16 protein-coding genes are annotated in these 18,285 nt (G+C 61.0%); 9 read left to right on the forward strand and 7 right to left on the reverse strand.

The annotated features are described in order from the left end of the window. Positions 1-9 precede the first annotated feature (9 nt). Positions 10-1,407 carry an MATE family efflux transporter gene (locus C5L12_RS01475; protein WP_105370227.1) on the reverse strand — a complete coding sequence of 466 codons (1,398 nt, stop codon included), beginning with the start codon at positions 1,405-1,407 and terminating at the stop codon, positions 10-12. Between C5L12_RS01475 and C5L12_RS28015 the strand changes: the two genes are divergently transcribed. Continuing rightward, entirely contained in the window at positions 1,406-1,546 is a 141-nt protein-coding gene (locus tag C5L12_RS28015) for a hypothetical protein (protein WP_157948974.1), read from the forward strand. The two genes, C5L12_RS01475 and C5L12_RS28015, sit on opposite strands and share 2 nt — an antisense overlap. Here C5L12_RS28015 and C5L12_RS01480 read toward each other — a convergent pair. Further along, positions 1,534-2,793 carry a TCR/Tet family MFS transporter gene (locus tag C5L12_RS01480; protein ID WP_105370228.1) on the reverse strand — a complete coding sequence of 420 codons (1,260 nt, stop codon included), beginning with the start codon at positions 2,791-2,793 and terminating at the stop codon, positions 1,534-1,536. The genes C5L12_RS28015 and C5L12_RS01480 overlap by 13 nt on opposite strands. Positions 2,794-3,118: 325 nt before the next feature. On the opposite strand from C5L12_RS01480, the gene C5L12_RS01485 reads away from it, so the two are divergent. Further along, positions 3,119-3,598 carry a DUF2938 domain-containing protein gene (locus tag C5L12_RS01485; RefSeq protein ID WP_105370229.1) on the forward strand — a complete coding sequence of 160 codons (480 nt, stop codon included), beginning with the start codon at positions 3,119-3,121 and terminating at the stop codon, positions 3,596-3,598. Positions 3,599-3,748: 150 nt separating this feature from the next. Further along, the gene (locus C5L12_RS01490; protein ID WP_105370230.1) at positions 3,749-4,231 is read left to right on the forward strand and encodes an SRPBCC family protein; all 483 of its coding nucleotides are present in this window, start codon (positions 3,749-3,751) and stop codon (positions 4,229-4,231) included. A 638-nt stretch (positions 4,232-4,869) separates the two neighbouring features. Here the strand turns inward: C5L12_RS01490 and ypfJ are convergent. The 3 genes from ypfJ to C5L12_RS01505 all read right to left on the reverse strand — a co-directional run bounded on the left by ypfJ (position 4,870) and on the right by C5L12_RS01505 (position 7,704). After that, a complete protein-coding gene (gene ypfJ / locus C5L12_RS01495) occupies positions 4,870-5,769 on the reverse strand; it encodes a KPN_02809 family neutral zinc metallopeptidase (RefSeq protein ID WP_105370231.1) in 900 nt (299 codons plus the stop codon). A 102-nt stretch (positions 5,770-5,871) separates the two neighbouring features. Next, positions 5,872-7,083 (reverse strand): MFS transporter, encoded by a 1,212-nt coding sequence (locus C5L12_RS01500; protein WP_105370232.1) that lies wholly within the window; start codon positions 7,081-7,083, stop codon positions 5,872-5,874. 138 nt (positions 7,084-7,221) lie between these two features. After that, positions 7,222-7,704, reverse strand: a complete 483-nt coding sequence (locus C5L12_RS01505; protein ID WP_105370233.1) for a DUF2306 domain-containing protein — start codon at positions 7,702-7,704, stop codon at positions 7,222-7,224. Between the two features lie 100 nt (positions 7,705-7,804). Between C5L12_RS01505 and C5L12_RS01510 the strand changes: the two genes are divergently transcribed. From C5L12_RS01510 to carB, 6 genes are all read left to right on the forward strand, one after another. Further along, positions 7,805-8,635, forward strand: a complete 831-nt coding sequence (locus C5L12_RS01510; RefSeq protein WP_105370234.1) for a LytTR family DNA-binding domain-containing protein — start codon at positions 7,805-7,807, stop codon at positions 8,633-8,635. A gap of 146 nt (positions 8,636-8,781) precedes the next feature. After that, positions 8,782-9,105 carry a BufA1 family periplasmic bufferin-type metallophore gene (locus tag C5L12_RS01515; protein WP_105370235.1) on the forward strand — a complete coding sequence of 108 codons (324 nt, stop codon included), beginning with the start codon at positions 8,782-8,784 and terminating at the stop codon, positions 9,103-9,105. Positions 9,106-9,151: 46 nt separating this feature from the next. Then, on the forward strand, positions 9,152-10,069 hold the full coding sequence (bufB, locus tag C5L12_RS01520; protein WP_105370236.1) for an MNIO family bufferin maturase: 918 nt from the start codon (positions 9,152-9,154) through the stop codon (positions 10,067-10,069). Then, positions 10,056-10,856, forward strand: coding sequence for an HvfC/BufC N-terminal domain-containing protein (locus tag C5L12_RS01525; protein WP_105370237.1), 801 nt, complete (start codon positions 10,056-10,058; stop codon positions 10,854-10,856). The genes bufB and C5L12_RS01525 overlap by 14 nt, the downstream gene beginning before the upstream one ends. Before the next feature lie 89 nt (positions 10,857-10,945). Then, the gene (locus C5L12_RS01530; protein WP_245422729.1) at positions 10,946-11,362 is read left to right on the forward strand and encodes a DoxX family protein; all 417 of its coding nucleotides are present in this window, start codon (positions 10,946-10,948) and stop codon (positions 11,360-11,362) included. A 218-nt stretch (positions 11,363-11,580) separates the two neighbouring features. After that, complete coding sequence (gene carB, locus C5L12_RS01535; RefSeq protein ID WP_105370239.1) at positions 11,581-15,069, forward strand: carbamoyl-phosphate synthase large subunit; 3,489 nt, start codon at positions 11,581-11,583, stop codon at positions 15,067-15,069. A gap of 447 nt (positions 15,070-15,516) precedes the next feature. Here the strand turns inward: carB and C5L12_RS01540 are convergent, their stop codons facing one another. Both C5L12_RS01540 and C5L12_RS01545 read right to left on the reverse strand, forming a co-directional pair. Then, entirely contained in the window at positions 15,517-17,007 is a 1,491-nt protein-coding gene (locus tag C5L12_RS01540; protein ID WP_170109036.1) for a UdgX family uracil-DNA binding protein, read from the reverse strand. Beyond that, positions 17,007-18,239, reverse strand: a complete 1,233-nt coding sequence (locus C5L12_RS01545) for a putative DNA modification/repair radical SAM protein (protein ID WP_105370241.1) — start codon at positions 18,237-18,239, stop codon at positions 17,007-17,009. The genes C5L12_RS01540 and C5L12_RS01545 overlap by 1 nt, the downstream gene beginning before the upstream one ends. Positions 18,240-18,285 lie beyond the last annotated feature (46 nt).

Raw genomic sequence — 18,285 nt, forward strand, 5'->3', positions numbered from 1 at the left:
CCAGCCGCTTCAGCGAGCCGTTTTCGGGGCGCGGACGAGAAGCCAGAACCGCCCGCAGAGAAAGACGGCGGCTGCGGCGAGGCCGAGGACGAAGCCGAACCAGACGCCCTTGCCCCCGAAACCAAGCGGGAAGGCAAAAGTCCAGGCGCAGGCAAAACCGATCGGCCAATAGGCGATGAGAGCGAGAATCATCGGCACCTTGGTATCCTTGACGCCGCGCAGCAGCCCGGCTCCCACCGCCTGCAGGCCGTCGACGAGCTGGAACGCGCCGGCAATTGCGATCAACGGCACGGCAAGGGCCAGCACGGTTTCCGCATCTGCCTGCCGGGTATCGAGGAACAGGGCGCCGAGAGCGCGTGGCACTGCCGCGTAAAGCACGCTGCCGATCGCGGTGAAGAAGATACCGACGGCCAGCACGGCGACCGCCGCGCGCCTGATGCCCACCGAATCGTTCCGGCCATTGGCAAGCCCCACCCGCACTGTCGCCACCTGGGCAAGACCGAGCGGGATCATGAAGGCGATCGAGGCAAGCTGCAGCGCGATGCCGTGCGCGGCAAGCTCCAGTTTGCCGATCATGCCCATCAACAGTGAGGCTGCAGAAAACAGGCTGGTTTCCGCCAGAATGGTGAAGCTGATCGGCAAACCAAGCGCAACGATCTCGCGGACCATGGCCCAGTCGGGGCGCCAGAACCGCACGAAGACCTCGTAGGCCCGCATCCGGGGTTGGCTTTCCACGTAAACGACGGCAATCAGGAAGCCGCAGAGATTGGCGCTCACCGCCGCGATCGCTGCCCCATGCAGCCCTAGCGCCGGCGCGCCGAAATGCCCGAAAATCAGCGTATAGGCCACCGCTGCGTTCATCAGGAACATACCGATCGTGACATAAAGCACGATGCTACCCTTCTCGAGGCCCGTGACGAAGCTGCGAAGCGCCATCAATCCGAGCGCGGGAAAGATGCCCCATTGAGCGATCCTGAGATAGCTCTGCGCAAGAGCTGCGACATCGGGCGCTTGGCCGAGCCTGAGCAGGATCGGTTCTGAGAACCAGAGGAGCGGCGCGGTGAGAACGCCGTAGGCGAAAACGATCCAGAAACCCATTCGCACGGAGCGGCGAACGCGGACCGGATCCCTATGCCCGAGAGCTTGTGCGACAAGCGGCACGACGGCGCTGGTAAAACCGGTGCCGAAGATGAAGACGATGAAGAACATCTGCGTTGCAAGCACGACGGACGCAAGTTCGGTCGTGCCGAGCCATCCGACCAGGATGACGTCGGTCGTGTGGATCGCCATCTGCGCAAGCTGCGCCCCCACCAGCGGCACGCCGAGGGCGACGGTCGCGCGCATATGCGAAGACCAGGAGTTGTCCGTGGACCCCTGGAACGTCATGGCTTGGCTCGAGCTCGACATGGGCACCTCCGCAGACGAAAAACGCCGCTTCCAGGAACTGGCGAGCGGCGGAAGCTTCGCGTATAAAGAAGCATTCGTCAGGCGGCAACACTTTGCCGCGATTCAGCAAAATTTTTGGCCGTCTCTTCAAGAAATCTGATGGCTGAGCTCGTTATCGACTACAGCGACCGGAGTTTTCCTGGAAATCTTGCTCAAAAACACCAAAACGGCCACCAGCATGAAGATTGCTGCCATCAGATAGGGTGCGCCCGCGAACTCGACCGCCGCCCTCGGACCGGTAAAGGCACTGAAGAGTTGCGTAAAAATCGCGGGGCCGAGGATCGTCGTCAGGCTCGTGAGGCTGGCCATCGCACCCTGCAATTCGCCTTGCGCCGACGGGGGAACCTTGCCGGCTGCAATGCTTCTCAGCGGCGGGTCGGCGATATTTTCGATCGTGGTCGCAAGGATGATCGCATAGACCATCCAGCCTTCCCAGGCGAAGGCATATCCCGTCAATCCAAGGCACGAGAAGACAAGGCCAAGAACCGCCGTCTTCCACTCGCCGAGAACCGGCACGAGCTTCGGCAGGACAAATGCCATGACGAGCGCCGCGCAGATCCCGAAAAGGCCGAGCGACAGACCGATCTGGCCTTCGCTCCAGCCGTAGCGATAGGCGGAGACAAACGACCAGACGGAAGGATAGACAGCATGCGCCTGCCAGTAGAGAAACATCACCAGCATGACCCAGCCGATGCCCGGATAATGGCGCATCTGGCGCAATGCTCCGAGCGGATTTGCCCGCCGCCATTCAAACGTCCTGCGGTTGGCCCTGTCGAGCGTCTCCGGCAGCAGAAACCAGGCAGCGATGAAATTGGCAAGCGACAGGAGACCGGCGCCTAGAAATGGCACGCGTGGCCCCAGTTCCCCCAGCAAGCCGCCGATGACAGGTCCGACCGTAAAGCCGACCCCGAATGCGATGCCGATCAGGCCGAAATTCTTGGCGCGGTTCTCGTCATTGCTGATGTCGGCGATATAGGCCGAGCAGGTCGCGAAACTGCCGCCGGAAATGCCCGCCAGTACGCGCCCCACGAACAGCATCCAGAAGCTCGTCGCAGCCGCGCAGATCAGATTGTCGAGCGCGAAGGTAAGGACGGACGCCAAGAGGATCGGCCGCCGCCCGAAACGGTCGCTCAGGTTTCCGAGAAGCGGTGCGAACAGGAACTGCATGGCGGAATAGATCAGGAGAAGCCAGCCGCCGTCGACGGCGGCAGCGCTCACGTCATCCCCCGTCAACTCCCGCAGGAACGTCGGCAACACGGGCATGATGATCGCGATCCCGATGACGTCCAGGAACAGGATCATGAAGACGAGGAAAAGACCGCGGCGAACGAATTTCGGATCGAGCATCGGATGTCTCTCTAGGATTTTGTGGTTTCTGGAAAGACGACCGGGTCGCCGGGCAGCCTACATACCGGCAAACTGAAAAGGAAACAATCAGTGAACATTTCAAAGTTTTTGATGGGAGGATGAGCAGACTGAATAGGGATCACGGCGTCCGCCGCTGTCCCGCCTTGAAGCAAGGGAGCGGCACACCGTTTCCGGTCAAGTCGCTTGACGACGGCGGAGCGACGCCCGCCACGGCAACCACGGATATCCCCTGTCCGCAGAACCCGGCTCGACATTTACGGCCGGAGACCATAGAGAGGAATTCCTCTTCTATGGCGGCTTTCCTATGTTCGAACTCCTCTGGCGCGGCATTCTGATCGGCATCGGCGCTACCATCCTCATGGACCTCTGGGCCATCCTGCTACACCGGTTTTTCGGCCAGCCGAAGGCCAACTGGGCGCCGGGCGGACGCTGGTTCTGGCATCTCTCCCGTGGAACCGTGTTTCATGAAAACATCGCCGCAGCAGAACCCTATGCCCACGAGCTGGCGCTCGGCTGGGCCGGCCATTATGCGGTCGGCATCCTCTATGGAGCGGTTTTCGCCTTCATCGTCGGGCCCGGCTGGTTCTCTGCTCCGACCTTCGTGCCCGCATGGATTTTCGGCATCGTCACGGTTGCCGCCGGCTGGTTCCTCATGCAACCCGGCATGGGGATCGGCTGGGCCGCATCGAAGACGCCGAAGCCGAACAAGGTCCGTTTTCTCAATCTTGCCGCTCACACGGTTTTCGCGCTCGGGCTCTATGGGTCTGCGTTCCTGATCCGTTGATCCGGCGGATCCAGCCTCGCCCGGCCGAGGCTGTAATCACCATCCATCCTGAATCGTCCCACAAACCAGCAGAAAGTCCGTTACTTCTTTCGTGGCTTGACATGTTATTTTTTTATAACATTATTACATCAAAAACCAGGGAGAAGAGCGATGGAACTGAAATTCAAGGTATCGGGCCGGATTGCGAAGCCGGTCGAGGACGTGTTCGAGGCCGTCGCCGACCCGAAGAGACTGTCAGGGTATTTCACAACCGGCGGCGCTCAGGGCCGGCTGGAAACAGGTGCAACCGTCACATGGGATTTCCACGACTTTCCTGGCGCCTTCCCCGTTCAAGTCGTCAAAGTCGAAAAGAACAGGGAAATCGTGCTGCGATGGGCGGCTCACGAAGGCAACGCTGCGGAAGAGGGTCCGGAAAACGTAAAGCCCTCGGACTATTTCACGACGGTGACCATGACTTTCGAACCGCTCGAGGACAACCGTACGCTGGTCACCATCGCCGAAGAAGGCTGGAGGGAAACACCCGGCGGGCTGGCGGCATCCTACGGCAATTGCCAGGGCTGGTCTCAGATGCTCTGCGCGATGAAGGCCTATGTGGAATACGGCATCAACCTGCGCGAGGGCATGTACAAGTAGGCTTCGTAGAGGGGGAGTCGATGGACATGCCAGAAGGGCACGCGGCGAACCCGCCCGTGGTTTCAAAGATCGGAGAGCCCACACGAATGCGGAACCTCATTGGAATTGTATAGTGTGGCTCCGCATTCGCGTGGCCTTCGGCGTTCTCTCGGGGTGTCCTGCCCCTACAGGTGATCACCTCGCCTCGCTGCGTGGCTTCATTCGCGGTCTCCTTTCGGGAAACCTTGCCACTTGCACGGCTATACCGAACCTGGCCCGGTGGCCAGGGGGAGGCTTGATAGGAGGAAGTCCGGCTGCCCGGTCTCCTTCCGTGGCTTTCACCTCTTCCACCTTTCCCGCACGTTACGGGTCCGATGGAAGCGCCGGCTCCCGCCTGCCCGCGAACGTCTCGCGAAACACTCCGGCGACGGAAGCGGTGCAATTGTAGGCATGGATGCGGAGGGTGGGGATGAGAAAGGGGTTAAGTTACTCATCTGGCTAAGCGGATTCGAATTTTTCTACACCGATCGCCGCCGATGCGGGCTGCCGACTCCTCTGACCTGCCGGCCATCCCTCCCCGCAAGGAGAGGGTTGGAGATGCCGCACCGCCGGCTCACAAGGTGTATCCTGGGCTGAAACCAAAACCGGAAACTTAGTCTTCACACATCCCCGGAGAACGTGTCGCAGGCCTTCATGTCGCCGGTATCGAAACCGCGCTTGAACCAGCGCATGCGCTGTTCTGAGGTTCCGTGGTTAAAGCTTTCCGGCACCACATAGCCCTGGCTGCGCTTCTGCAGCGTGTCGTCGCCGATCTGCTGCGCGGCATTCAGTGCCTCTTCCAGATCGCCGCGTTCCAGAATGCCCCTTTGCTCCGTGAACTTGCCCCAGACGCCGGCAAAGCAGTCCGCCTGCAATTCGACCCGCACCGACATCTGGTTTGCCTCCGTCTCGCTCATCCGCTGACGGGCCTGATTGAAGCGCGGTAGGATGCCAAGAAGGTTCTGCACGTGATGACCGACCTCATGCGCCACCACATAGGCTTCCGCGAAGTCACCAGCCGCGTCGAACCGCTGCTCGAGCTCCCCGAAGAATTCCGTGTCGAGATAGACCTTGCGATCGGTGGGGCAGTAGAAGGGGCCTGTCGCGGACGAGGCAAAGCCGCAGGCGGAACTCACCTGTCCGGAAAACAGCACCAAGCTGGGTTCCTGGTAGTTCTGGCCGTTTGCCTGGAAAATGCCGTTCCAGGTATCCTCGGTTTCGGCAAGAACCGTCCGAACAAAGGCGGTTGTATCGTCGTTTGCGGGCGCTCTGGTTGTCTGCTGCTGCGTGCCGGAGCCATCGAGACCAATGTCGCCGCCGGAAAGCAGCGTCAGGGGATTGATACCGAGAATCCAGCTGATGATCAGGATGAGAACGATGCCGCCGATGCCGATCCCGCCGCCGCGGCGCCCGCCGCCGCCGATCGGAATTCGGAATCCGCCTCGCCCCAGGGAACCACCCGCGGAGGCACCGCGTCGGTCCTCGACATTGTCCGATTGACGGCGGCCTCTCCATTCCATCTGGCGCTCTCCTGTTCGGCGACACTGCGCCATTAAGCGATATAATGCGGATGACCGCAAAGGCGATCCATCCCATTACCTATAACGGAGATTTTTCCTCTCTCAAGCGACCCTCAAGGCCCTCTTGCCGGGCAGGAAAACCGTCAGCAGGCCGAGCGCCGGAAGGAACGCACAGAGGGTGTAGACGAAACTGATCCCGTAGAGGTCGGCAAAAACGCCGAGCACAGCTGCCGCGATACCAGCGATGCCGAAGGCGAGCCCGAAAAAGATGCCGGCGATCATGCCGACGCGCCCGGGCACCAGTTCCTGCGCCATGACGACGATGGCCGGAAAGGACGAGGCCATGATGAAGCCGACAATCGCCGAAAGTGCGATGGTGACGGGCAGGTTTGCAAACGGCATGGCGAGCGTGAAGGGCAACGCGCCAAGGATCGAGAACCAGATCACCACCTTCGTGCCGAACCGGTCACCAATCGGGCCACCGACGACCGTTCCGAGCGCCACGGCACCGAGGAAGATGAAGAGCATGATCTGCGACTGCTGCACCGTAACGCCGAAACGCTCGATCACGAAGAACGTGTAATAGCTGCTGATGCTCGCCATATAGATGTTCTTGGAAAAGGTCAGCAACGCCAGCACCACGAGTGCCGTCGCCACCGTCCGCTTCGACAGGCTGTGCGCGTTCAAAATCCTTTTCCGGCCCTTGTTCGCCGCCATATGCGCCTTGTACCAGCGCGCGACCCAGGCCAGGATGAATATCCCCAGCATGGCAATGACCGAGAACCAGGCAACACTCCCCTGCCCGTTCGGGACGATGATGAACGCGGCAAGCAGCGGACCGATCGACTGGCCGAAATTGCCGCCGACCTGGAATGTAGCCTGCGCAAAACCGTAGCGCCCCCCGGAGGCAAGCCGCGCGACGCGGGAAGATTCCGGATGGAATACGGCCGAGCCGACGCCGATCAGTGACGCGGCGACCACCAGCATCAGGTAGGATTGCGACCAGGCCAGGATGAAAAGGCCGATAAAAGTCGACCCCATGCCGAACGGCAGCGAATAGGGAAAAGGCTTCTTGTCGGTGACGATGCCGATCACCGGCTGCAGCAGCGATGCGGTGCATTGAAATGCAAGCGTCAGAATGCCGATCTGCCAGAAATCGAGCGCGAAGTCGGCCTTTAGCATCGGATAGATTGCCGAAATCATCGACTGCATGATGTCGTTCAGCATGTGGCAGAAGCTGACCGCCAGGATGATCGGCAGTACCGTCACTTCCGCTGCGGCAGCGGCGACAGGTTTCGAAGTTGCATCGGCCATCTGGTTTCCTCCGCGCAAGCGGTCCTTATCGATGGCCGTTGCGGCAAATTTCCTTATTGGCCGGTGTTTATGCCTGCGGACCGCGCGTGTCCATGACAGCAGGGCTGATATCGGTACGGTTCGCGAAATTTTGTCCGATCAGGTGCCACCGGATGCAAGCCGCCGATGCAAGATGAACATCGCGGCGATAGCGGCAAAGGTAAGCATCATGACCCAGTTCGGTCCGCCCGAGAAAACGACGGCATTCATGATGCGGCCGGGCAGCAGCGTGAAGAGGCCGGCGATCACGATGCCGCCGAAATACATGCCGATGACCGCCGCCTTGTGCGCCCGGATATTTTTGGCGCGCGCGGCAGTGATGGCCCGCCACGCCCCAACGAGCACGGAAATCGACAGGAGATGGATCGGGCTGAAACCGTGGAAAAGATTGATCTCGTGGATGAAAAAGCTGGAGAGCGAGGTCATCACCATCAGCATCATCCAGATCTTTCCGAGCAGCCGATGCCGCGGCGTGCCCTTGCGGTTGAGGAGGATGTAAGCGCCAAGCACGGCTGCCGGCAGGACCGCCGCGACATGGATCTGCACGGCAATCGGAGCGTCGAGAAGCGGTTGAAAATTCATGGCGAGCTTTTCCAAGTTATCCGGCGATTGAACTCGGCGTCTGTTTCCGCCATGACTGACCCGTCCTCAAACGGAATGGCGCAGACGGCGGATCAACTTCGTGAGTCACCTGTTTTTCAGCTCCACGCTTCGCGAATTGCAGCTTTTCATCCGGTCCCGGCGCTTTTGGGCGACCTTTGCGCTGGTGGTCCTCATCTTCGCCGTCAGCGGTCCGTACGGCACGTTCGAACGCATGACGTTCGGTGTCCGGCTCGGCTACTGGTTGATCCTACATGCCGCTACCTGGGCGATCGCGATTACCCTTTCCCTCGCCGCCGAGGTCCTCCTGCGCGAACGGCTCGGCAATACGCTGCTGCGCATGATGATCGGCTCGCTGGTTGCAGCCTTGCCGATCGGCTTTGCGCTCGGCCTCATCGACTTCGCGTTCACGGGAGATTGGGCGGAAACTGGCAACGGTTTGCGCCGCGCCCTTGTCGCCCTTCCGCTCTGCGCCCTCTTCTGTCTGCTCACCTACACGGCGATGCATCGTCAGATCGCCGCAGCGGCCACATACCCCACCTCGTCAGAGCCGCCGGCCGCCCTCGCTCCTCCTGCTGCCAGACAGCCGTCCGGCCCGGAAATCCTTGGACGGCTGAAACCGCAGAACCGCGGGCCGCTCGTGCGCCTGTCCGTCGAGGATCATTATACCGAGGTGATCACCCTCCGCGGCCGGGAACTTATCCTCCTGCGCTTTGCCGACGCGCTGAAAGAGCTCGGGGACACGCCGGGCCTGCAGGTACACCGCTCGCATTGGGTGGCGGAAGCGCAGGTCGAAAAATTGATGCGCGACAACGGCAAGCTGTTTATCGTCATGTCGGACGGTTCCAAGATCCCGGTCAGCCGGCCCAATCTGGAAGCGGTGCGCCAGCGCTTCAAGCGGTTTCCGGGGTAAGGCGGCTGTCGGCACGGGCATCCGTCCCGCCCCCTAAGGTCATCACGAAGTCGTGTTCCTTATGGATGTAACCTCACTCTCCTCCTGACGAATAAGCCGATGTGCGCTGAGACGCACACCCACACTCGCTCTCTGGAGGAGACGATATGTCAACAGGTACATCAGTAACAACGGCCATCCTCGCGGCGGCCGTCGCATCGGCACTGTCATCGATCGCCTATGCCGCCCCCCTGTCCCAGGCGGAAGTCAAGTCGGCCATGGATGCCGGCAAGGAGAAATGCTTCGGCGTCGCCATGAAGGGGCAGAACGATTGCGCCGCAGGCCCGGGAACCACCTGCCAGGGCACCTCGACGGTCGACTACCAGGGCAATGCCTGGAAATTCGTCAATGGGGGAACCTGCGAGACCATGAAGCTGCCAGGGAACCGCATGGGATCCAAGCAGGCTCTCACTCGCGACATTCCTTCGTGATTGCCGGCCTTCCTGATTGCTGAATTCCGGAAAGCGGAGGGATAAAATGGATCCGAACACGCATGACATCGGGCACAATGCCCTTCGCTTTCCGCCTTTCCGAGCCGACGGGCAGGCAGGAACGAGCTTCAAACCCGAGCACCTTCCCGCGATTCTGACGCAGTTTCCGAAACGCGGCTTCTTCGAAATCCATGCCGAAAACTATATGGGACCGGGAGGTCCGCCGCATCAGGCGCTGTCCCGCATCCGCCAGGACTATCCGCTTTCCGTCCACGGCGTATGCATGTCGATCGGCGGCCCTCGCCCGCTCGACCGGGAGCACCTGGCGCGCTTCAAGGCCCTGGTTGATCGCTACGAGCCTGCGCTGGTTTCCGAACACCTGGCCTGGTCGACACACGAGACCACCTATTTCAACGATCTCCTGCCGTTGCCATACAACGACCAGACATTGCGGCATGTGGCTGACCACATCGATGAAGTCCAGCAGACGATCGGCCGCCCGATCCTCCTGGAAAACCCGTCCAGCTATCTCTCCTTCAAGGAGTCGACGATGGCGGAAACGGAATTCATCCGGGCTCTGACGAAACGGACCGGCTGCGGCCTGCTTCTGGACGTCAACAATGTCTTCGTTTCGGCGGCGAACTTGAGCTCGTCGCCGCTCGACTATCTGGCGGACTATCCGCTCGATCTCGTCGAGGAAATCCATCTTGCAGGCCACAAGGCGCAAAGCGACGAGGACGGCGGAACGCTGCTGATCGACAGCCATGACGGGCCCGTATGCGATGCCGTCTGGCAATTGTTCGAAACCGTCATATGCCGAACCGGCCCGATCCCCACCCTTGTCGAATGGGACAGTGCAATTCCGGCCTGGATCACGCTTGAAAAGGAAGCGGCCGCCGCGCAGGCGATCCTCGATCGGCATTCGTCCAGCCATGGAAGGGAAGCCCGCCATGCAGCCCTCTGATGCCGGCACCGCCAGATCCGACGCCTATTCGCAGGCATTTTCATCATGCCTGCTCGACCCCCGTCGATCGCCACCGCCTGACGTTCAGGCGCCTGGAGGGAAAGACGTGGAGCGGCGGTTCAATATCTACCGCAACAATGTCGTGGTCAGCTTGATCGAGGCGCTTGCCGCGGTCTTCCCGGCGACCCAGCGGATAACCGGGCCCGACTTTTTTCGGGCGATGGCCCGCTTCCACATCCGCAAAACGCCGCCGACCTCGCCGCTGCTCTTTGAGTACGGGCGAGAATTCCCCGATTTCATTGCGCAATACGAATACGCGCGATCGATGCCTTGGCTGGCGGATGTCGCGCGCATCGAGCGCGCCTGGCTCGACGCCTATCACGCTGCCGATGAAGCCGTGCTTGCCGCGGAAGCGCTGACGTTGCCGGCGCCAGTGGATATCGGTGATCTCCGTTTCGTCGCCCATCCGGCGACCCGCCTTCTCCGCTCGCAATATCCCGCATTCACCATCTTTTCGGCAAATCGAAGTGATGATCCGGTCGGGCCCATCACGGCGACGGAGCCCGAATGGACGCTGATAACCCGGCCCGCATTGGACGTGGAAGTCCGCAAGCTCTCGCGTGGCGCGGCACTCATGCTCGCGCGGCTGATTGCGGGAGGCACTCTCGCCGAGGCGGCGGGCGATGCGTTTGCCGCCTGCCCCGATTTCGACCTTGCGTCCGCCATATCCGGCATCATCGAGGTCGGCGCTTTTTCCGATGTTTCCACGAGAGGAGTGGGAAAATGAAGACGAAACAGAGCCCCGCTCTCACAAACGGCTCCGGCTTGCGGCCCTCGGTTGGCGCTGCCTACGCGGTCATCTCAAGACTTGTGCCCATGCCCTTGACGCAGTTCGCCCTGAGGGTCGCCCTTGCGGTACCGTTCTGGCGTTCGGGAATAAACAAATGGGACGGTTTCCTGCAGCTGAACGATGTCGCCGTCCTACTCTTCTCCTCCGAGTTCCAGTTGCATCTGCCCGGGGGCCCATATCCCTATCCATTCCCCGGTACCGTCGCCTTCATGTCCGCCTCGGCTGAAATCCTGCTGCCGCTCCTTCTTGTGCTTGGTTTGGTCACGCGCGGAGCCGCGCTCGCCGTTCTCCTGATGACGCTCGTCATTCAGCTGACTGTGCCCGACGGCTGGCCCATCCATCTGACATGGGCAGCGATGGCATTGGGCATCATGGCTTTAGGCCCCGGCCGGTGGTCGCTCGATTCGTTTATCGGCATCGACCGCAACCCCTCCCGCGCATGATTGCCGATTGAAGGTCCCAGGCTCCGGCGGTCCGCACGGACGGAACCGACATCCGGCACGGGTGAGCTTTCTGTCGATTTGGCGATTTATGGGGTTCCGTTCGCCAAAACATTTGCCTATAAGCCGCGTCTAGCCTGAAAAGACATGCTCGCGCGACCCGACCGGTGGTATTCCACACCGTGCCGGTTTTTCGCGCAGGAAAAAGCGGAAAGATACCCATGCCCAAGCGCCAAGATTTGAAATCGATCCTCATCATCGGCGCGGGTCCGATCGTCATCGGCCAGGCATGCGAGTTCGACTATTCCGGTACCCAGGCCTGCAAGGCGCTGAAGGAGGAAGGTTACCGGGTCATCCTGGTGAACTCCAACCCGGCGACCATCATGACCGATCCCGGTCTCGCGGATGCGACCTATGTCGAGCCGATCACCCCGGAAGTCGTCGCCAAGATCATCGCCAAGGAGCGTCCTGACGCGCTCCTGCCGACCATGGGCGGCCAGACGGCGCTGAACACCGCGCTCTCGCTCAAGCGCATGGGCGTGCTGGACCGCTACAATGTCGAAATGATCGGCGCCAAGCCAGCCGCCATCGACAAGGCGGAGGACCGCGCCCTCTTCCGCGAAGCCATGGCCAAGATCGGTTTGGAGACGCCGAAGTCCATGCTGGCGAATGCCACCGATATCAAGGACACCGATCGCAAGAGCCATGAGGTCGAGCGCGCCAAGCTGCGCGAGCGCCTTTCGGGCGGTGATCTGGACAAGGCGCTCGACGACCTTGAGAACCAGTGGAATCTCGGCGAGAGCGACCGCAAGCAGCGCTATATGAGCCACGCCATGGCGATTGCCGCGCAGGCGCTCGATCATGTCGGCCTGCCGGCGATCATCCGCCCCTCCTTCACGCTCGGCGGCACCGGCGGCGGTATTGCCTACAACCGCTCGGAATTCTTCGAGATCGTTTCGGGCGGCCTCGATGCTTCGCCAACCACCGAGGTGCTGATCGAAGAGTCGGTGCTCGGCTGGAAAGAGTATGAGATGGAAGTGATCCGCGACAAGGCGGACAACTGCATCATCATCTGCTCGATCGAGAACATCGATCCGATGGGCGTCCACACGGGCGATTCCATTACCGTCGCGCCGGCGCTGACGCTGACCGACAAGGAATACCAGATGATGCGCAACGCCTCGATTGCGGTTCTGCGCGAGATCGGCGTCGAGACCGGCGGCTCCAACGTGCAGTTCGCGGTCAACCCGGCCGACGGCCGCCTCGTCGTCATCGAAATGAACCCGCGCGTCTCGCGCTCCTCCGCGCTCGCCTCCAAGGCGACCGGCTTCCCGATTGCCAAGGTCGCGGCAAAGCTCGCCGTCGGTTACACGCTGGACGAACTGGAAAACGACATCACCGGCGGTGCGACGCCCGCCTCGTTCGAACCGTCGATCGACTATGTGGTCACCAAGATCCCGCGTTTCGCCTTCGAGAAGTTCCCGGGCGCTGAGCCGACGCTCACCACCGCGATGAAGTCGGTCGGCGAAGTGATGGCGATCGGCCGCACATTCGCGGAGTCGCTGCAGAAGGCTTTGCGCGGCCTTGAAACCGGGCTCACCGGTCTCGACGAGATCGAGATTCCCGGTCTCGAAGACGGCGAAAACTCCAAGAACGCCATTCGCGCCGCGATCGGCACGCCGACCCCCGATCGCCTGCGCATGGTGGCCCAGGCGCTCCGCCTCGGCCTGACCGAAGCGGAAGTGCACGAAGCCTGCAAGATCGATCCCTGGTTCATCGCCCAGCTCAAGGCGATCATCGACATGGAAGAGCGCATCCGGGAACATGGCCTGCCCACGGACGCCGAAAACCTTCGCATGCTGAAGGCCATGGGCTTCTCCGACGCCCGCCTTGCGAGCCTTACCGGCAAGCGCCCCAAGGAAGTGGCCGAACTGCGCAACTCGCTGAATGTCCGCCCGGTTTTCAAGCGGATCGACACCTGCGCTGCCGAATTCGCCTCCCCGACCGCCTATATGTACTCGACCTACGAAGTGCCCTTCGTCGGTGCGCTCCGCTCCGAAGCGGAAGTCTCCGCTGCAAAGAAGGTCGTTATCCTCGGCGGCGGTCCGAACCGCATCGGCCAGGGCATCGAGTTCGACTATTGCTGCTGCCATGCCGCCTTCGCATTGAAGGACGCGGGTTATGAAGCGATCATGATCAACTGCAACCCGGAAACCGTCTCGACCGACTACGACACCTCCGACCGCCTCTATTTCGAGCCGCTGACGGCGGAAGACGTCATCGAGATCCTGCGCGCTGAACAGGAAAAAGGCGAAGTGGTCGGCGTCATCGTCCAGTTCGGCGGCCAGACGCCGCTGAAGCTTGCGGAGGCGCTCGAAAAGAACGGCATCCCGATCCTCGGCACGGCACCCGACATGATCGACCTCGCCGAAGACCGCGACCGCTTCCAGAAGCTGCTGATGAAGCTCGATCTCAACCAGCCGAACAACGGTATCGCCTACTCCGTCGAGCAGGCCCGGCTGGTCGCGGCCGAAATCGGCTTCCCTCTGGTTGTCCGCCCGTCCTACGTCCTCGGCGGCCGCGCCATGCAGATCATCCATTCGGAATCGATGCTGCAGACCTACCTGCTCGACACCGTTCCGGGCCTCGTGCCGGAAGACATCAAGCAGCGTTACCCGAATGACAAGACCGGCCAGATCAACACCCTGCTCGGCAAGAATCCGCTGTTGTTCGACAGCTATCTCACCCATGCGATCGAGGTGGACGTCGACTGCCTCTGCGACGGCACTGACGTCTATGTCGCCGGCATCATGGAGCATATCGAGGAAGCAGGCATCCATTCGGGCGATAGCGCCTGCTCGCTGCCGCCGCGCACTCTCTCGCCGGAGCTCATCGACGAACTGGAACGCCAGTCGAAAGCTATGGCCAAGGCTCTGAACGTTGTTGGCCTGATGAACGTCCAGTTCGCCATCAAGGACGGCACCGTCTACGTACTGGAAGTCAACCCGCGCGCCTCGCGCACCGTGCCCTTCGTTGCCAAGACCATCGGCGCACCGATCGCCAAGCTCGCCGCCCGCGTCATGGCGGGCGAGAAGCTCGATCCGACATTTGCCGCCTACGGCAAGAAGCCAGACCCGCGCAACCTGAAGCACATCGCGGTCAAGGAAGCTGTCTTCCCGTTCGCCAAATTCCCGGGCGTGGATACCCTGCTTGGGCCGGAAATGCGCTCGACCGGCGAAGTGATCGGCCTCGACACGGATTTTGCCCTCGCGTTTGCCAAGTCGCAGCTCGGCGCCGGCGTCGAACTGCCGCGCACCGGCACGGTCTTCGTCTCGGTGCGCGATGAGGACAAGGCCCGCGTCCTGCCGGCGATCCGCATCCTGACCGAAATCGGCTTCAAGGTCCTGGCAACCGGCGGCACCGCGCGCTTCCTGGGTGAAAACGGCATCGAAGCCACAAAGATCAACAAGGTTCTCGAAGGCCGGCCGCATATCGAAGACGCGATCCGCAACCGTCAGGTCCAGCTGGTCATCAACACGACGGACGGCAACAAGGCGATATCGGATTCCAAGTCGCTGCGCCGCGCCACGCTGATGCAGAAGGTGCCCTATTACACCACCATGGCCGGCGCCGAAGCCGCAGCCATGGCCATCAGGGCCCTGAAGGCAGGCAATCTCGAAGTCCGCCCGCTGCAGAGCTATTTCGCCTGAACGCCTCTGTTTCCACCATCTCCGATGGACGCCCTTCCATAAGGGGCGTCCGCTCGGGGGCCCGGCAAAGGGCTGCTTAAAAAGCCGCGGCGTTCGCCCGCGGTCGGCGCCGCATCTCGCTTCAAAAATAGTCTCGGATCAGTCGCCACACCAATAGCGCGATGGCGACGATGGTCGCCCACATCACAAGCGATATCAGTATCGAGACAATCAGATATCTCAGCCGCCTCGTCATCGGCGAGCCCTCCAGGATCGACGCTGAAGGCATTTAAGAACAAGTGGGCACCATGTCTCTGGCAGCCGATCATCGCGGTTGATGGCTTTTAGCCAGACCTGAGCCCGTGTCGCCGCGCCTGCGCCAGTCGCATACATTTGTGATCCGGGAAACGACAATACGCCCATTTCGGCTGGTGGATAATCGCCCGGAAGATCGACTTGCCGAACCTTTCAGGAGGCATTCGGCGGCCCGGAACGATAAGGGGCACGGGCTCTGACAAGGCGTTGGACGGCATTCATATCTTTTCTGAAACGGTCCAGCTCTCTCATCCTCTGGGCCTCATCCGGAATCCGGAGAAGATAGGCTGGATGCACGGTCACGAAGAGTATGCGCCCATCAGCCAATGCCATGGGCTCTCCGCGCACATCCTCGAGCTTCTGGCGCATATCGGTCAACGCAAAAAGGGCTGTTGCGCCCATCGCCACCACGACCTCCGGCTTCACCAGTTCGAGCTCCTGCATCAACCACCAGCGGCATTGCCTGATCTCGCCCATGTTCGGTTTCTGATGGATCCGCCGTTTGCCCCGCGGCACGTATTTGAAGTGTTTGACGGCGTTGGTAATATAAAGAGAACACCGGTCGATGCCGGCTTCGGCAAGCGTGTCGTTGAAGAGCTTTCCGGCCGGCCCCACGAACGGCTTGCCTGCAAGATCCTCCTGATCGCCGGGTTGTTCGCCAACGACCATCACCCTGGCGTCGGCTGGGCCATCCCCGAAAACCGTCTGGGTTGCCAGACAATGGATATCGCAGCGCGTGCAGTGCCGTGCTTCCCCTTTGAGGGCCGAAAGAGTGCCGGCAGCAGGGGCCGACGGCACCGGCGCCCTGGCTGCCGCCTCCTGGATGCGGTGGTGGAAGGGCAACGGCTCACTCGCCGCTCTTTTCCCCATCTCGATCACGCTCGCTTCGGCATTCGCGATCAGATCCGGAATGAGCGTAGCTTCCGGCAGGTTCTTCCAGTATTTCTTCGGCATCTCCTTTGTCATCATCTTCACCTTGAGCCGGGCCGGATTGAAGATGGATGCATAATAGGTGCGCCAGAGATCCTCGGTCTCATCCTTCAGATCAGGTTTTTCCGCAGGCTCGTCGCAGGTCCTCAAAGTCTCCCCGTCCCAAGAGGCCGAGCCTTTCGGCGTCGCAATCAGCCAATCCATGTCCGTGAAGCGGCGCTGGAAGAAAGGCGCTACGCGCGCAAGGATGAAATGGTCTGGTTCGAACCAGGAGAAGAATCGCCGGCGTCCTGCAGTCCCCGCCGGCAACGGCAACTCCTTGAAGCGAACGAAAGCGGTCATCTTGTGGTAGTCCCGCCCGACAGCCTTGGCCATGCGCTGCGCCGCGACGACGTCGGTATCGGATGCCATCTGCAGGAGATGCCGCCCATGCATCAACCGAAAGAGCAAGCGGTAGAGCAGAGCAAAACGTGTCGGATCGGAATGACAGATCACTGCCCCCGCCAGCCGGATGAAGGACGGCGGCACGGAGAGCGGCGGATGCGCCTCATGAGGCGGCGGCAGGTTGTTGTCGTCAAACCCGAACAGACCATCGGCATCGTCCATGGTCCGCCATTCGATGACATCAGGGACGATACCCGCCATCAGATATGCTCGGGCCGCGTCGCGCCACTCGGTAAGGTCTCCCCTGCCTCTCAGCGAATAGCGGTACATCATAGAAGCGAGAGCTGTTCCGGTTTAGGCTGGAACATGGCAGCAAGATCAGGCCGGTCGACAAGCCGATGCGGCGTCCAGCCCTCGCAGGTAATAAACGGCTGGACCTTCTTCAGCGACACGCCGAGCCGCTTGAGATCATCAAGCCTCAGCCGCCGGAAGCGACGGGCCGAAAGAACGCCCTTGACGGTCTTGGTGCCGAAACCCGGCACCCGCAGCAGCCGCTCTTTGTCTGCCCTGTTCACGTCGACGGGAAACTGCTCCCGGTGTCCCAATGCCCAGGCAAGCTTGGGATCGAGATCAAGATCCAGCATGCCGTCCGGTTGGCTTGCAGTGATCTCGCCGATCTCGAACCCGTAGAAGCGGTAAAGCCAGTCCGCCTGATAGAGTCGATGCTCGCGCATCAGCGGCGGCTTGATCAGCGGCAGGTTCCTGGACGAATCAGGAATGGGGCTGAATGCAGAATAGTAGACCCGCTTCAGACCAAAGCTTCCGTAGAGCCGGGCGCTGGTGCCAAGGATCGTCGCATCGCTGGTGCCATCGGCGCCCACGATCATCTGCGTGCTCTGTCCGGCGGGCGCAAATTTCTTCCGTCGTTTGGATTGCAGCGTCGGCTCCGCCATTTCCTCGATCTTGAGACGGAGCTTGCCCATCGACTGCCGGATGCCATCCGGCCGCTTTTCCGGCGCGAACTTGGCAATTCCCTTGTCGGTGGGCAGCTCGATATTGATCGACAAACGGTCGGCGTAAAGTCCGGCTTCCTCGATAAGAGGTGCCGACGCCTCCGGGATGGTTTTCAGGTGGATATAACCCGTGAAATTGTGCGTGGTTCGCAATTCTCGGGCGATCAGCACCATCTCTTCCATCGTGTGATCGGAGGAGCGGATGATTCCCGAAGACAGGAACAGGCCTTCGATATAATTTCGCCGGTAGAACTCCAGCGTCAGCCAGATCACCTCCTGCGGGGTAAATCGAGCCCTTTCTACATTGCTGGAGGAGCGATTGACGCAATAGGCGCAGTCATAGATGCAGAAATTCGTAAGCAGGATCTTGAGAAGGGAAATGCAGCGGCCATCGGGTGCATAGGCATGACAGATCCCCGAACCTTCCGTAGAACCAAGCCCTCCCGAAGAGGAGGAGTCCCGCCTCACCGTTCCGCTCGAAGCGCAGGAAGCGTCGTATTTTGCGGCGTCGGAAAGTATTGCCAACCGTTCTTTGAGCGACTTCTTCATCGTTATGTTCACTATTTGTTCTATTTTAGAAAGTCAAGACATTGAC

Origin of the sequence: Neorhizobium huautlense (assembly GCF_002968575.1) — a bacterium.
Taxonomy (GTDB): Bacteria; Pseudomonadota; Alphaproteobacteria; order Rhizobiales; family Rhizobiaceae; genus Neorhizobium; species Neorhizobium huautlense.